Genomic DNA, 14,601 nt, shown 5'->3' with positions numbered 1-14,601 from the left:
TGAACGCGCCGCGGCGGCGGACCCGGTCGGTCCGCCGCCGCGTGTTCGTGCGGAAGCTCCTACTTGGTCTCGGCCTCCGAGGCATCGGACTCCCCGGACGCCCCCGGCGCCGGCGAGGCTCCGTCGGCCGAGCTCCCGTTGCCGGAAGCAGCCCCGTTGCCGGAAGCAGCCCCGTTGCCAGAAGCAGCCCCGTTGTCGGAAGCGCCGTTCCCGGAAGCCTCGTTCCCGGAAGCCCCGTTCCCGGAAGCCCCGTTCGCCCCACCGGAGCCAGTCGCCGCCCCGGCCGCGGGCGCCCCGCCGGAAGCGGCCGTCCCGCCGGAGGCCGCCGCGGCCGAAGCGGGCGGCGCCGCCGCGGGCGAAGCCCCCACGCCCACCGGCTCCGGCACCTTGACCGACTGCAGCAGCAGCTGCGAGACGTCGACCACCTGCGTCGACTCCTTCGCCTGCCCGCTCTGCTTCTTCCCGGTCACCGAGTCGGACAGCATGACCAGGCAGAACGGGCACGCGGTCGAGACGATGTCCGGGTTGAGGGCCAGCGCCTCGTCGACGCGCTCGTTGTTGATGCGCTTGCCGATGCGCTCTTCCATCCACATGCGGGCACCGCCGGCGCCGCAGCAGAAGCCGCGCTCCTTGTGCCGGTGCATCTCCTCGTTCCGCAGACCGGGCACCTTGGCGATGATCTCGCGCGGCGGCGTGTAGATCTTGTTGTGCCGGCCCAGGTAGCACGGGTCGTGGTACGTGATGAGCCCCTCGACGGGCCCCACCGGCACCAAGCGGCCCTCGTCGACCAGGTGCTGCAGCAGCTGCGTGTGGTGGATGACCTCGAACTGCCCGCCGAGCTGCGGGTATTCGTTCGCGATCGTGTTGAAGCAGTGCGGGCACGTGGTGACGATGCGCTTCTTCGACGCGGGCAGCCTGGTCGACTCGTCCTCGTCGTCCTCGCCGAACGCCATGTTGAGCGTCGCGACGTTCTGCGCGCCGAGCATCTGGAACAGGAACTCGTTGCCGAGGCGGCGGGCGGAGTCACCCGTGCACGACTCCTCCTTGCCGAGGATCGCGTACTTGACGCCCGCGATGTGCAGCAGTTCCGCGAAGGCCTTGGTGGTCTTCTTCGCGCGGTCCTCCAGCGCGCCCGCGCAGCCGACCCAGTACAGGTACTCGACCTCGGACGGCTCGATGTCCTCGCCCATGATCGGCACCTTGATGCCGGTGGCCTTCTTGAGCTCCTTGGTCCAGTCCAGGCGCGCCTTGGCCGCGAGGCCCCACGGGTTGCCCTTGTTCTCCAGGCCCTTGAGCATCGTCGCGGCCTCGGAGGGGAACGCGGACTCGATCAGCACCTGGTAGCGGCGCATGTCGACGATGTGGTCGACGTGCTCGATGTCGACCGGGCACTGCTCGACACACGCGCCGCAGGTCGTGCACGACCACAGCACGTCCGGGTCGATGATGCCGCCGTCCGCGGCGGTGCCGACGAGCGGGCGCTCGGCCTCCGCGAGGGCGCTCGCGGGCACCTTGGCCAGCTGCTCCTCGGTGCCCTTCTCGTCGCCGCCCATGTCCTTGCCGCCGCCGGCGAGGAGGTACGGCGCCTTCGCGAACGCGTGCTCGCGCAGCGACATGATCAGCAGCTTCGGCGACAGCGGCTTGCCGGTGTTCCAGGCGGGGCACTGCGACTGGCAGCGTCCGCACTCGGTGCAGGTCGCGAAGTCGAGCAGGCCCTTCCACGCGAAGTGCTCCACCTGGCCGACGCCGAAGATGTCGTCGTCCTTGGGGTCCTCGAAGTCGATCGGCTTGCCGCCGGAGGTCATCGGCTGGAGGGCGCCGAGCGCGACGCCGCCGGACGCCTCGCGCTTGAAGAAGATGTTGAAGAACGCGGTGAAGCGGTGCCACGCGACACCCATCGACGGGTTGAGGCCGATGGTGGTCGCCCAGCCCATGGAGATCACGATCTTGAGCATCGCGACGATGTAGATGAGGTTCTCCAGGCTGCCCGTCGACAGTCCCTCGAACGCCTTCACCAACGGGTACGAGACCGGGTAGTGCGCGCTCCACGACTCCTCGCCGTTGATCGCGCCTTCCAGGCCGCGCAGCATCATGATGCACAGGCCGACACCGAGGACCACGCCCTCGACGAAGTACGCCTGCCAGAACGTGGAACCCGCGAAGCGCGACTTGCGTCCTGCCAGGCGAGGGTGATTGAGCTGCCGGATGACGATCAGCGCCAGGATGGCGAGGACCGTGGCCAGGCCGATCAATTCCTCGAAGAAATTCCAGACCACCCAGTGACCGATGATCGGCAGGTGGAATTCGGCGTCGAAGAGCTGGCCGTACGCGGTGACCAGGGTGAGGAACAACGCCCCGAAGCCGACCATGACGAACCAGTGGGCGAACCCGACGATGCCCCACTTGAGCATCCGGGTGTGGCCCAGGATTTCGGTGAGCATGTTCGTGAGGCGTTTCCCGACCGGTCCCGAGCGTCCGAGTACCGGTTGGCCGAGCTTCACATACTGAAAGATGTACGCGGCGGCGCGCCCGAGCAGGGCGAAGCCGACCACGCTGATGACCAGCGCTATGACGATGGCGGCAAGCTGCATCGCGGTTCTGCTCCTCCGGTGGGACGTCCCTTCCGGGGCGTATTACGGCCGTCAGCGTAAGGCCGTGCTGGGATCTTACCGACAAGTAACTAATCCACTGAACGGATGATCTCCATCACGGTCGATAATCGGCCCGTCAGCCTTCCTTACCGTCATGCTGTCATGGCGCGCGCCGCGCCCTTGCGCCACCTCCCCGACTGTGCCTGTGACGTGCCGGAATGCACACGGATCTACCATCCGGCGCATGTCCGAGCACGAACCTCCCCCCGCGTCGCGGCCGACTCCGGCTCCGCAGCCGAACCCGCACCCTGATCCTCGGTCGGCCCCGCAGCCCCCGCCCCGGCCGCCGACACGCCCGTCGGCCCCGCCCGCCCCGCCGGTACAACCGCCGTGGCAGCCCGGTGGACCGCCCGTGTCTCCGGCCGGCGGTCCGCCCGCGCAGCCGCCGGCCGTCGGACCGACCTCCGCGCCGACCTCCGCGCCGACCTCCGTGCCGATGTATGCCCCGACGCCGACGCCGACCCCTACCCCGGCGTACACGCCCGCGTACCCGTCGGCCCCGCCCGGCCCGCCCCCGCACGGCGACCGGCGCAGGCACTGGGCCCTGATCGCGGGGGGCGTGGCCCTGGCGCTGGTCGCGGGGGCCGGCGCGTGGTTCGCCTTCGCGGGGTCCGACGACGACAAGTCGGAGTCGGCGGGCCCGGCCTCGTCGTCCGGTGCCCCCGGGACCGGGCAGCCGCCGGCGCCCTCCACCCCCGCGGCCCCCGTCGACCTCAATCTGGCGTGGTCGGCGCCCGCCGGCGGGTCGGATTCCGCCGATCCGCGCGGCGGCTGGGTGGGCGGCAAGAACATCGTCGTCGCCAACGAGAACGGCGTCACGGTGTACGACGCGGCCACCGGCGCCGAGGGCGCGCCGATCGCCGGGCTGCCGGCGTCGCTCAAGATCTGCGAGACGAGCGCGAAGCCGGTCGGCGGCGTCGGGCTGATCGGCTACGAGGGCGCTTCGGGCGACTGCGACACCGTCTCCGCGGTGGACCTGGCCCAGGGCTCCGTCCTGTGGACCCACCAGGTGCCCGAGTTCGAGGGCGCCTGGGAGATGACGCTCGCCGCGGACGGCGAAACGGCGGTGGTCGGGGCCGCGTCGTCGGTGTTCGCGTACAACCTCCACGGCGGCACCCAGATGTGGACCTGGACGACGCCGGAGGCCGGTACCGGGATCTACCGCGACAACTGGGATATCCGCGACGTGCTCGCGTCCCCGACCGGGGTCGCGGTGACGCTGCAGCGCAGCGAGACCACGTCGATCAAGTACGTCGGCGGTGTCGCGGTCCTCGACCCCGTGAACGGCGTCCAGCGCAAGCTGACCGCGCTCGACAACGGGCCGGACAGCTGGCCGAATCTGATCTCCGCGTCTCCCGTCGTCGTCTTCGACGAGTGGAACGCCACCGGGGTGCTCGGGGAGCGTGACGGCAAGATCATCGTGTACGACGACGCGCTCACGGCCGTCGCCGAACTGCCGGTCGGCGGCGAGGACGGCATCGTTTTCGAGACAAGCGACCTGCACGACACCAACCAGTACGAGGCGTCCGTACTCATCCGCGACGGCGTGCTCTACACCGCTCTCGGCTCCGCCGAGGACTCGCGCAGCGTCGGCGCGTACGACCTCGCGACGGGCAAGCGCACGTGGTCCGCGCCGGCCGGGCAGCCGGGCTACCCGACGCCGGTCTCGGTGGACGGGGACGGCGTGGTGTTCACCGTCTCGAAGAGCTACTCCGACCAGGCGACGCTGCTGCGCTTCCCGCTCGCGGGCGGGGCTCCGTCGGTGGTGCACCGGCTGGTGGCCGAGGACCTGTCGCTGGACCGCGAGGGAGCGGTGTGGGTCGCCGACGGGCGCGTCGCGTTGTTCGGCGGGCAGACCTCGAAGCCGCCGGTCCAGGTATTCGGGGCGTCATGAGCACCCCGCGTTCCGTCGAGGGCGTCGCCTTGGAGCAGTAAAGTTGAGTCGGGAATACTCAAGCGGTTTGACGCCGTTGGACAGGTCGTTCATCCTTGAGCCCGTATCACTCAATCTTCCCCTCCGGAGGTCCCCAACATGGCACGTGCGGTCGGAATCGACCTCGGTACGACGAACTCTGTCGTCAGCGTTCTCGAAGGCGGCGAACCGACCGTCATCACCAACGCGGAGGGATCCCGGACCACACCGTCCGTGGTGGCCTTCGCGAAGAACGGTGAGGTGCTGGTCGGCGAGGTCGCCAAGCGCCAGGCGGTCACGAACGTGGACCGGACGATCCGTTCGGTCAAGCGCCACATGGGCACGGACTGGACCGTGGCCATCGACGACAAGAAGTACACCCCGCAGGAGATCAGCGCCCGCATCCTGCAGAAGCTCAAGCGCGACGCCGAGGCCTACCTGGGCGACAAGGTCACCGACGCGGTGATCACCGTCCCGGCGTACTTCAACGACGCCGAGCGCCAGGCCACCAAGGAGGCCGGCGAGATCGCGGGCCTCAACGTCCTGCGCATCGTCAACGAGCCGACGGCCGCCGCGCTGGCGTACGGCCTCGACAAGGGCGACGAGCAGACCATCCTCGTCTTCGACCTCGGCGGCGGCACCTTCGACGTGTCGCTGCTGGAGATCGGCGACGGCGTCGTCGAGGTCAAGGCCACCAACGGCGACAACCACCTCGGCGGCGACGACTGGGACCAGCGCATCGTCGACCACCTCGTCCGGCAGTTCCAGAACGCGCACGGCGTGGACCTGGCCAAGGACAAGATGGCGCTCCAGCGGCTGCGCGAGGCGGCGGAGAAGGCCAAGATCGAGCTGTCCAGCTCGACCGAGACCTCGATCAACCTGCCCTACATCACCGCGTCGGCCGAGGGCCCGCTGCACCTGGACGAGAAGCTGAGCCGCGCCCAGTTCCAGCAGCTCACGCAGGACCTGCTGGACCGCGTCAAGGTGCCGTTCCACAACGTCATCAAGGACGCTGGCATCCAGCTGTCCGAGATCCACCACGTGGTCCTGGTCGGCGGCTCGACCCGTATGCCGGCGATCGCCGAGGTCGTGCGCGAGCTGACCGGCGGCAAGGAGCCCAACAAGGGCGTCAACCCGGACGAGGTCGTCGCGATCGGCGCCGCGCTCCAGGCCGGTGTCCTCAAGGGCGAGGTCAAGGACGTCCTGCTGCTCGATGTCACGCCGCTGTCGCTCGGCATCGAGACCAAGGGCGGCATCATGACCAAGCTGATCGAGCGCAACACCACGATCCCGACCAAGCGCTCCGAGATCTTCACGACGGCCGACGACAACCAGCCGTCCGTGCAGATCCAGGTCTTCCAGGGCGAGCGCGAGTTCGCGCAGGACAACAAGAAGCTCGGCATGTTCGAGCTGACCGGACTGCCGCCCGCGCCGCGCGGTGTGCCGCAGATCGAGGTCACGTTCGACATCGACGCGAACGGCATCGTCCACGTGTCCGCCAAGGACCTCGGGACGGGCAAGGAGCAGTCGATGACGATCACCGGCGGCTCCGGCCTGCCGAAGGACGACATCTCGCGCATGATGCGCGAGGCCGAAGAGCACGCGGAAGAGGACAAGAAGCGCCGCGAGGACGCGGAGACCCGCAACCAGGCGGAGCAACTCGTCTACACGACCGAGAAGTTCCTCGCCGACAACGGCGACAAGGTGCCGGGCGACGTCAAGTCCGAGGTCGAGGGCACCGTCACCGAGCTGAAGGACGCGCTCAAGAGCGACGACGTCGCCAAGATCCGCGACGCCGCCGAGAAGGTCGCCACGACGAGCCAGAAGCTGGGCTCGGCGATGTACGCGAACGCGCAGCCCGGCGGCGACGCCGCGGGTGCGGCGGGTGCTTCCGCGGGTAACACCGCGGGTGCGGCGGACGATGATGTCGTCGACGCCGAGATCGTGGACGAGGACAAGCGTGAAGGTGGTGCTGCGTGACGGAGGGGACGCACGGCTTCCCCGAGGAGCCGGTGATCCGCGACAAGCGACGTATCGATCCCGAGACCGGTGAGGTCCGCAGCCCCGCTCCGGACGGGGGCGCCCGCGAGGGCGGTCCCGGCCCGGCGGGCTCGGGCGGCGTTTCGTCCTCCGCGGAACTGGAGAGCGTGCGCGGCCAGTTGGCCGAGCGCACGCTGGATCTCCAGCGGTTGCAGGCGGAGTACTCCAACTACCGCAAGCGTGTGGAGCGCGACCGGCAGGCGGCCGGCGAGCTGGCGATCGTCAAGGTGCTGACCGACCTGCTCCCGGTGCTCGACGACATCGGGCGCGCGCGCGACCACGGTGAACTCTCCGGCGGCTTCAAGTCCGTCGCCGAGTCGCTGGAGTCGGCGCTCGCCAAGATGGGGCTCCAGAGCTTCGGCAAGAAGGGCGAACCGTTCGACCCGGTGGTCCACGAGGCGCTGCTGCACAGCTACGCGCCGGACGTCACCGAGCCGACGTGCGTCGAAATCCTCCAGCCCGGCTACCAGTTCCGCGAGCGGGTCATCCGTCCCGCACGCGTCGCGGTCGCCGAGCCCGCCGAGGCCGGCGAGCCCCCGGCGGCGGAATCGGACACCACCTAGGCATGAAAGTGAGCATGGAACCGGCCGGACAGAAGGGAGGCGGGACGCCGTGAGTACCAAGGACTACCTCGAAAAGGACTTCTACAAGGTCCTCGGTGTCCCGAAGGACGCCGGCACCGCGGAGATCAAGAAGGCGTACCGCAAGCTCGCCCGCGAGTACCACCCCGACGCCAACAAGGGCGACGTCGCGGCGGAGGAGCGGTTCAAGGAGATCTCCGAGGCCTATGACGTGCTCGCCGACGAGAAGCGGCGCAAGGAGTACGACGAGGCGCGCACGCTGTTCGGCAACGGCGGCTTCCGCCCGCAAGGTGGTGCGGGCGGGGCCGGCTCCTTCCCCTTCGACCTCGGCGACCTCTTCGGAGGCGCCGGGGCCGGCGGCCAGCAGCCGGGGAGCCCGGGCGGCCTGGGCGACTTGTTCGGGGGGCTCTTCGGCCGTGCCGGGACGCGGCAGGCGCCGCCGCGCCGGGGCCAGGACGTCGAGTCCGAGGTCACCCTCAATTTCACCGACGCGGTGGACGGGGCCACCGTGCCCATCCGCCTGACCAGTTCGGAACCGTGCCGGCACTGCAACGGCACGGGCGCCGCGGCGGGCACCATGCCGCGTGCCTGTCCCACCTGCAGCGGGACCGGGCAGACCAGCCGGAACCAAGGCGGGTTCGCGTTCTCCGAGCCGTGCCGCGACTGCAAGGGCCGGGGGCTGATCGTCGACGACCCGTGCATCGTGTGCCACGGCAGCGGGCGCGGCAAGAGCGCCCGCACGATGCAGGTGCGCGTGCCCGCGGGGGTGCAGGACGGCCAGCGCATCCGCCTCAAGGGCAAGGGCGCGCCGGGCGAACGCGGCGGTCCGGCGGGTGACTTGTATGTGGTTGTCCATGTACGCCCGCATCAGGTCTTCGGTCGCAAGGCCGACAATCTGACGGTCAACGTTCCGGTGACGTTCCCCGAGGCGGTTCTCGGGGCAGAAGTCGCGGTACCGACGCTGGGCGGGACGCCGGTGACCCTCAAGCTCCCGTCCGGCACCAAGAACGGCGCGACCCTGCGGGTGCGGGGCCGCGGCGCGGCCCGCAAGGACGGCACCCGCGGTGACCTGCTGGTCACCGTCGAGGTGACGGTCCCCAAGGGCCTGGACGCGAAGGCGCTGGAGGCGCTGGAGGCGTACCGGGCCGCGACCGCGTCGGAGGACCCGCGCGCGAAACTCATGGAAGCGGCGAAGGGAGCGTGACATGAGGGCGGACAGAGGCGGCTCCGGGGCGGGGCCGTACGAACTGAGCGACCTCACACCGGTGTACGTCATCTCGGTGGCCGCCCAACTGTCCGGGCTCCACCCGCAGACGCTGCGGCAGTACGACCGGCTCGGCCTGGTCTCGCCGGACCGCACGGCCGGGCGCGGTCGCCGCTATTCGGCGCGCGACATCGTGCTGCTGCGCGAGGTGCAGCGGCTCTCCCAGGAGGAGGGCATCAACCTCGCCGGCATCAAGCGCATCCTCGAACTGGAGAACCACGTCGAGGCGTTGCGCATGCGCGTCGCCGAACTGGAGGCCGCGGCGGCCGAGGCCGGCGCGGTCCAGGCGCAGCGCGAGGCCGCGGTCCACGCGTCCTACCGCCGCGACCTCGTGCGCGTCCAGCCGCAGGCCTCGGCTCTGGTGGTCTGGCGCCCGAAGCGGGGGCGGTCGGAGTAACCGCCCGCCCTCCGCCGACGATCCGGTGGCCTCGCGACCCGTGTGGGTGCGAGGCCACTTCTGCGTGCGGCGGCGGCCCCGAGGCGGACGGTGCGGCTCCGGTTTCCCTCCGCACAGCCGCCGCCAACCGCCGTGGGGCCATGATCACGGGTATTGGCGGAGTCGGCCCGGCACATTCTGCCCGTTTTCTCGCCAACTGCCCGTTAGCTCTTGGCAACTGACGCTGAATAAGCTCGGGGCATGGCACTCTTCGGACGGTTACGGCGTGGTCGAGCCGTTTCCTCGCAGTCGTCGACATCCTTGGTGGTCCCGGCCGATCCGCCGGCGCCGGTGCGCGTCACGGACGAGGCTTTGGGACACGCGGACATCGCCCGGGCCCGCGATGCCGCCGTCGCGACCGGCAAGTGGAAGCCTGCCGCCGAGCTGATGCGCGACATCGGCAGGGACTGGGACAAGCGCGCGGTCGCGGCGTGCGCGCTCGGCAAGGTCGCCCAGGACCACCCCGGGTGGTTCTTCGGGTGGCAGCACGCCGAGCCGGCGTCGCCGGACTTCCTGGCGGTCCGCGCCCAGTCGCTGGTGATGGCCGCGTGGGCCGCGCGCGGCGCGGCGCGGGCCGACCAGGCGAACCAGGCGGCGTTCCAGGCGTTCCACCACCTGCTCCGGCAGGCCGACGAGGCGTGCCGGGAGGCCGTGTCCGGCGACGGCGACGACCCCACGCCGTGGATGACCTGGATCACCGTGGCGCGCGGACTGGCCCGGCCCCGGCAGGACTTCGACTGGCTGTGGAAGCAACTGTCGGACCGCGCACCGCATCACCGGCACGGCCACGACCAGGCCCTGCAGTACCTGTGCGAGAAGTGGCACGGCTCGCACGACGAGATGTTCGCCTTCGCCGCCCACACCGCGTCGAACGCGCCGAAGCGCTCGCCCCTCGTGCTGATCCTGCTGCACGCGCACATCGAGTACGCGCGCCAGGAGCACCGCAAGAACCCCGGCTTCGCGCCCGCCGACTACTGGGGCCGGCCCGAAGTACGCACCGACCTCCAGGCCATTCAGGAACTCTGGCCCGTCTCCTCCGCCGAACGCGGGCCGACCTTCCTCGCGGACGCGGCGCTGCTCGCGTACGCCCAGGCCCAGAGCGGCGGTTGGCTCGACATGGCGGCGACCTTCAACGCCGTCGACTCGCGGCTCTACCGCTTCCCGTGGTCGTACTCCCCGGAGCGGTACATGCACGACGTGCACGCGAGCGCCGTGGCGAAACTCCGGGAAGCGCGCCGGTAGCCGGTCACTTCGTCCGGTCCTTCTTCAGCGCGGCGCTTTTCCCGGGTTCGTGCTGCACGCGGGGCGAGGTGCGACTCTCGTCGGAGCGCCGCGGCGCGGGCGCGGAGGACTGACTCCGGTCGTGGGACACCGGGGTGAGGCCGACGGACGCCGTCCGCGACGCCGTTCCCGAACCCGGCGGAGGCGGGGCGATCCCCCGTATCTCCTCGGCGACTTCCGCCGCCGTCGGCCGATCCGCCGGATCCCTCGCGGTCATGCGCGCGACAACGCCGTCCCAGGCCGGCGGGGTTCCGGGGCGTGCCTCGGACAGGCGCGGCACGTCTTTGCCGGCTGCCGCGCGAACGTCTTGGTACTCGTGGGACGTCGCATCGAAGACGCGTTCGCCCGTGGTGAGTTCGTGGAGGACGAGACCGGCGGCATACACGTCCGCGGCCGTGGACGGCGTCGGCGCGGTGGTCGGATCACCGCGGTGGCGGGTCAGAAGCGCGTCCAGGGCCTCCGGAGCCTGATACGCCCACGAGCCGACGGCCTGCCGCGGAGCCGGCTCGGTCGCCGCCACCGCGAGCCCGAAGTCGATGACCGTGACCTTGCCGTTCGGATCGACCATCACGTTCGTGGGCTTGATGTCGTTGTGGACGACCTCGGCCCGGTGAATCGCGGCGAGCGCCTCGGTGAGCTGCGCGCCTACCTGGGCGATCTCCTCGAACGCCATGCGGCCGTCGTGGATCATCCGGTGGTGGAGGGTCACCCCGTGGATCAATTCGGTGACGAAGTGCGGGAGGAAGACTTCTCCCGACGTGTCCGAGGCGAGCGCCCGCAGGACGTTCTCGTGGCGGAGGGTCGAGACGATGGCCGCCTCACGCCGGAACCGGTCCAGGTGGCTCGGGTCGACGGCGACCGGGCGCGGCACCTTGACCGCCACGTCGTGGCCCGCCTCGCGGTCGAACGCCCGCAGGATGATTCCGAAGCCGCCCGACGCCAGCTGGCTGCGCACCTCGTAGCGCTTCGGCCACGCCCACGAGCGAGCCGGTTCGGCTGATCGCGGCTCGATGGGGGGCACCTCGTCTCGTCGGGGAGGGATGCGCCCTAGGCTCGGCCGAGGGCGCGGTCCACACGGATTTCTATGACGACGCGGTTCGGGTTCTCGCGCGGGGGGTGGTACCGCTCGGCGTAGCGGTGTTCGGCCTCCGCGACGGAGGCGGGGTCGTCGCGGACGAAGGCGGTGCCTTCGAGGGTCGCCCAGCGGGCGCGGTCGATCTGGCAGACGGCGACGCGTGCGCCGGCGTCGCCCGCGGCGCGGACGTTGCGGGCCTTGCGGCTGTCGCGGCTGGTGATCACGCGGGCGACGCGGGTCTCCGGGTCGAAGGTGACGCCGACCGGGACGACGTGGGGGGTGCCGTCCGGGCGCGGGGTGGTGAGGGTGCACAGGTGGTATTCGCGCCAGAAGGCGAGGTAGGCCGCGTCGAGGCGGGCGGCCAGCGGGTCGGGCGCACCGGGGTGTGCCGCGGCGTCGAGGGACTGCGGAGTCGGGTTCACGGGGCGACGGTAGTCGTGGGGGTGGCGCGGCGCCACGGGTGGGGGACGGTCGGGAGGTGGGCCTCGGCGCGGGCTCGTGGTCACGGCTATGCATCGGGTATCCGCAAGGTAGTTGAGTGGAATAGACTCAATGCTGGCACGGTTGACCCGGGAGGACGGGAAAGAATCCCTTCGAGGGGCGTGATCCGCCCCCGAGGCGGGAGCGGACCCGTACCGCCCCGGACCAGCCCCCGAACACCGCCCCGTACAACCAGCGAAGGAGTCGCGGCGCGCCCATGGATGCGAACAAGCTCACCACGAAGGCCGCGGAGAGCCTCTCCACCGCCGTCCGCACGGCCGCGGCGTCCGGGCACCCCCACGTGGAGCCCGCGCATCTGCTGCTTGCCCTGCTCGACCAGCCGGAGGGCACGGCCATCCCCCTGCTGTCCGCTCTCGGCGTGCCCGCGCCGCAGGTGCGGATCGCCGCCGACCAGGCGCTCGACCGGTTGCCGCGGGCCCAGGGCTCAACGGTCGCGGCGCCCCAGCTCGCGCGCGAGACCCTGGCCGCGCTCAACGACGCGGGCGAACGCGCCGAGGCGCTCGGCGACGCGTACATCTCGACCGAACACCTGCTCGTCGGCATCGCCGAGAGCGGCGGCGCGGTCGGCGACGCCCTGAAGGCGCTCGGCGCGACGCCGCAGGCGCTGCTGGACGCCTTCACGCAGGTGCGCGGGAGCGCGCGCGTGACGTCGCCCGACCCGGAGAGCACGTATCAGGCACTCGCGAAGTACGGGCGCGACCTGACCGCGGAGGCGCGCGACGGCAAGCTCGACCCGGTGATCGGCCGCGACGCGGAGATCCGCCGCGTCGTGCAGGTGCTGTCGCGGCGTACGAAGAACAACCCGGTGCTGATCGGCGAGCCCGGCGTCGGCAAGACCGCCGTCGTCGAAGGCCTCGCCCGCCGGATCGTGGCCGGCGACGTGCCCGAATCGCTGCGCGGCAAGCGCCTGATCGCGCTCGACCTCGGGGCGATGGTCGCGGGCGCGAAGTTCCGCGGCGAATTCGAGGAGCGCCTCAAGGCGGTGCTCACCGAGATCAAGGACAGCGACGGCGAAATCGTCACGTTCATCGACGAGTTGCACACCGTCGTCGGAGCCGGCGCGACCGGCGACTCCGCGATGGACGCCGGCAACATGCTCAAGCCGATGCTCGCGCGCGGCGAACTGCGCCTCGTCGGCGCGACGACGCTCGACGAATACCGCAAGCACATCGAGAAGGACCCCGCCCTGGAACGCCGCTTCCAGCAGGTCATCGTGGGGGAGCCGAGCGTCGAGGACACGATCGCGATCCTGCGCGGCCTCAAGAGCCGGTACGAGGCGCACCACCAGGTCCAGATCGCCGACGCGGCACTGGTCGCCGCCGCCGCGCTCTCCGACCGCTACATCACCGCCCGCTTCCTGCCCGACAAGGCGATCGACCTCGTCGACGAGGCGGCGTCGCGGCTGCGCATGGAGATCGACTCGTCGCCGGTCGAGATCGACGAACTCCAGCGCACCGTCGACCGCCTGCACATGGAGGAGCTGGCGCTCGCGAAGGAGTCCGACGCGGCGAGCAAGGAGCGGCTGCAGAAGCTGCGCCGCGATCTCGCCGACCGGCAGGAGCAGTTGAACGCGCTGACCGCGCGCTGGCAGCAGGAGAAGGCCGGCCTCAACAAGGTCGGCGAACTCAAGAAGCAGCTCGACGACCTGCGCGGTGAAGCCGAACGAGCCCAGCGCGACGGCGACTTCGAGTCGGCGTCGAAACTGATGTACGCGCAGATCCCGGCGCTCGAACGCGAGTTGGACGAGGCGTCGCACAACGCCGAGACCGCCTCGGCGACCGCGTCGATGGTCAAGGAGGAAGTGGGGCCGGACGACGTCGCCGACGTCGTGTCGTCGTGGACCGGCATCCCGGCCGGCCGCCTTCTGGAGGGCGAGCGCGGGAAGTTGCTCCGCATGGAGGACGAGATCGGCAAGCGCCTCATCGGCCAGCGGACCGCGGTCGCCGCCGTCTCCGACGCGGTGCGGCGCGCGCGTTCCGGGATCGCCGACCCCGACCGCCCGACCGGATCGTTCCTCTTCCTCGGCCCGACCGGCGTCGGCAAGACCGAACTCGCCAAATCCCTCGCCGACTTCCTCTTCGACGACGAGCGCGCGATGGTCCGCATCGACATGAGCGAGTACGCCGAGAAGCACTCGGTCGCCCGCCTGGTCGGTGCGCCGCCCGGATACGTCGGCTACGAGGAGGGCGGCCAGCTCACCGAGGCGGTGCGGCGGCGCCCGTACACGATCGTGCTGCTCGACGAGGTGGAGAAGGCCCACCCCGAGGTCTTCGACGTCCTGCTCCAGGTCCTGGACGACGGTCGCCTGACGGACGGTCAGGGGCGCACGGTCGACTTCCGGAACACCGTGCTGATCCTGACCTCCAACCTGGGCTCGCAGTTCCTCGTCGACCAGACGCTGGAACCGGCGGAGCAGAAGGCGAGCGTCCTGGACGTCGTGCGGATGTCGTTCAAACCGGAGTTCCTGAACCGGCTCGACGACATCGTCGTCTTCGACGCGCTCGGCACCGACGAACTCGCGCACATCGTCGACCTGTCCGTCGCCCGCCTGGCCGCGCGCCTGTCCGACCGCCGGATCACGCTGCGCGTCACGGACGCGGCACGCGAGTGGCTGGCCCTGACCGGGTACGACCCGGCGTACGGCGCCCGCCCGTTGCGCCGCCTCGTCCAGACCTCGATCGGCGACCAGCTCGCCCGCGAACTCCTCGCCGGCGAGATCACCGACGGCGACGCGGTGATCGTCGATCTGGACATCACGCAGGACGCCCTGAACGTCCGCCCGGAGCCGGCCACGGCATCCGCCGCGAAGACGCTCTGACGGCGATGAGGCGGCGAGGGCCCGTCCCCGGGACGCACTCTC

General features: G+C 70.8%; 10 protein-coding genes. 7 read left to right on the top strand and 3 right to left on the bottom strand.

Features of this window, described 5'->3' with window-relative positions:
• Positions 1–59: 59 nt before the first annotated feature.
• The gene (locus tag LO772_RS17015; RefSeq protein ID WP_231779250.1) at positions 60–2,591 is read right to left on the bottom strand and encodes a (Fe-S)-binding protein; all 2,532 of its coding nucleotides are present in this window, start codon (positions 2,589–2,591) and stop codon (positions 60–62) included.
• A 496-nt stretch (positions 2,592–3,087) separates the two neighbouring features.
• Between LO772_RS17015 and LO772_RS17010 the strand changes: the two genes are divergently transcribed.
• The 6 genes from LO772_RS17010 (at position 3,088) to LO772_RS16985 (ending at position 10,126) form a co-directional block, all read left to right on the top strand.
• On the top strand, positions 3,088–4,545 hold the full coding sequence (locus LO772_RS17010) for an outer membrane protein assembly factor BamB family protein (RefSeq protein ID WP_231779594.1): 1,458 nt from the start codon (positions 3,088–3,090) through the stop codon (positions 4,543–4,545).
• A gap of 138 nt (positions 4,546–4,683) precedes the next feature.
• A complete protein-coding gene (gene dnaK / locus LO772_RS17005) occupies positions 4,684–6,543 on the top strand; it encodes a molecular chaperone DnaK (protein WP_231779249.1) in 1,860 nt (619 codons plus the stop codon).
• The gene (gene grpE, locus LO772_RS17000) at positions 6,540–7,166 is read left to right on the top strand and encodes a nucleotide exchange factor GrpE (RefSeq protein ID WP_231779248.1); all 627 of its coding nucleotides are present in this window, start codon (positions 6,540–6,542) and stop codon (positions 7,164–7,166) included. Before dnaK ends, grpE begins: the two co-directional genes overlap by 4 nt.
• A gap of 49 nt (positions 7,167–7,215) precedes the next feature.
• Positions 7,216–8,388: a molecular chaperone DnaJ gene (gene dnaJ / locus LO772_RS16995; protein ID WP_231779247.1), complete on the top strand. Its 1,173-nt coding sequence runs from the start codon at positions 7,216–7,218 to the stop codon at positions 8,386–8,388.
• 1 nt (position 8,389) lies between these two features.
• Positions 8,390–8,845, top strand: coding sequence for a heat shock protein transcriptional repressor HspR (locus LO772_RS16990; protein WP_231779246.1), 456 nt, complete (start codon positions 8,390–8,392; stop codon positions 8,843–8,845).
• A gap of 330 nt (positions 8,846–9,175) precedes the next feature.
• Positions 9,176–10,126: a hypothetical protein gene (locus LO772_RS16985; protein ID WP_231779245.1), complete on the top strand. Its 951-nt coding sequence runs from the start codon at positions 9,176–9,178 to the stop codon at positions 10,124–10,126.
• A 4-nt stretch (positions 10,127–10,130) separates the two neighbouring features.
• On the opposite strand, the gene LO772_RS16980 is transcribed toward LO772_RS16985, so the two are convergent.
• Entirely contained in the window at positions 10,131–11,186 is a 1,056-nt protein-coding gene (locus tag LO772_RS16980) for a serine/threonine-protein kinase (protein WP_231779244.1), read from the bottom strand.
• Between the two features lie 26 nt (positions 11,187–11,212).
• On the bottom strand, positions 11,213–11,662 hold the full coding sequence (locus tag LO772_RS16975; protein WP_443089428.1) for a pyridoxamine 5'-phosphate oxidase family protein: 450 nt from the start codon (positions 11,660–11,662) through the stop codon (positions 11,213–11,215).
• A 275-nt stretch (positions 11,663–11,937) separates the two neighbouring features.
• Between LO772_RS16975 and clpB the strand changes: the two genes are divergently transcribed.
• Complete coding sequence (gene clpB, locus LO772_RS16970) at positions 11,938–14,559, top strand: ATP-dependent chaperone ClpB (protein ID WP_231779243.1); 2,622 nt, start codon at positions 11,938–11,940, stop codon at positions 14,557–14,559.
• The last annotated feature ends 42 nt before the right edge of the window (positions 14,560–14,601 follow it).

The sequence above is a fragment of the Yinghuangia sp. ASG 101 genome (genome assembly GCF_021165735.1).
Lineage (GTDB): Bacteria > Actinomycetota > Actinomycetes > Streptomycetales > Streptomycetaceae > Yinghuangia.
This window is presented reverse-complemented; position numbering and strand designations above follow the sequence as displayed.

Excerpts from the sequence above, each read along its gene's own strand:
- LO772_RS17010 (WP_231779594.1), top strand. The coding sequence starts at position 3,088 with ATGTATGCCCCGACGCCGACGCCGACCCCTACCCCGGCGTACACGCCC.
- clpB (WP_231779243.1), top strand. The coding sequence starts at position 11,938 with ATGGATGCGAACAAGCTCACCACGAAGGCCGCGGAGAGCCTCTCCACC.
- LO772_RS16990 (WP_231779246.1), top strand. The coding sequence starts at position 8,390 with ATGAGGGCGGACAGAGGCGGCTCCGGGGCGGGGCCGTACGAACTGAGC.
- LO772_RS17015 (WP_231779250.1), bottom strand. The coding sequence starts at position 2,591 with ATGCAGCTTGCCGCCATCGTCATAGCGCTGGTCATCAGCGTGGTCGGC.
- dnaK (WP_231779249.1), top strand. The coding sequence starts at position 4,684 with ATGGCACGTGCGGTCGGAATCGACCTCGGTACGACGAACTCTGTCGTC.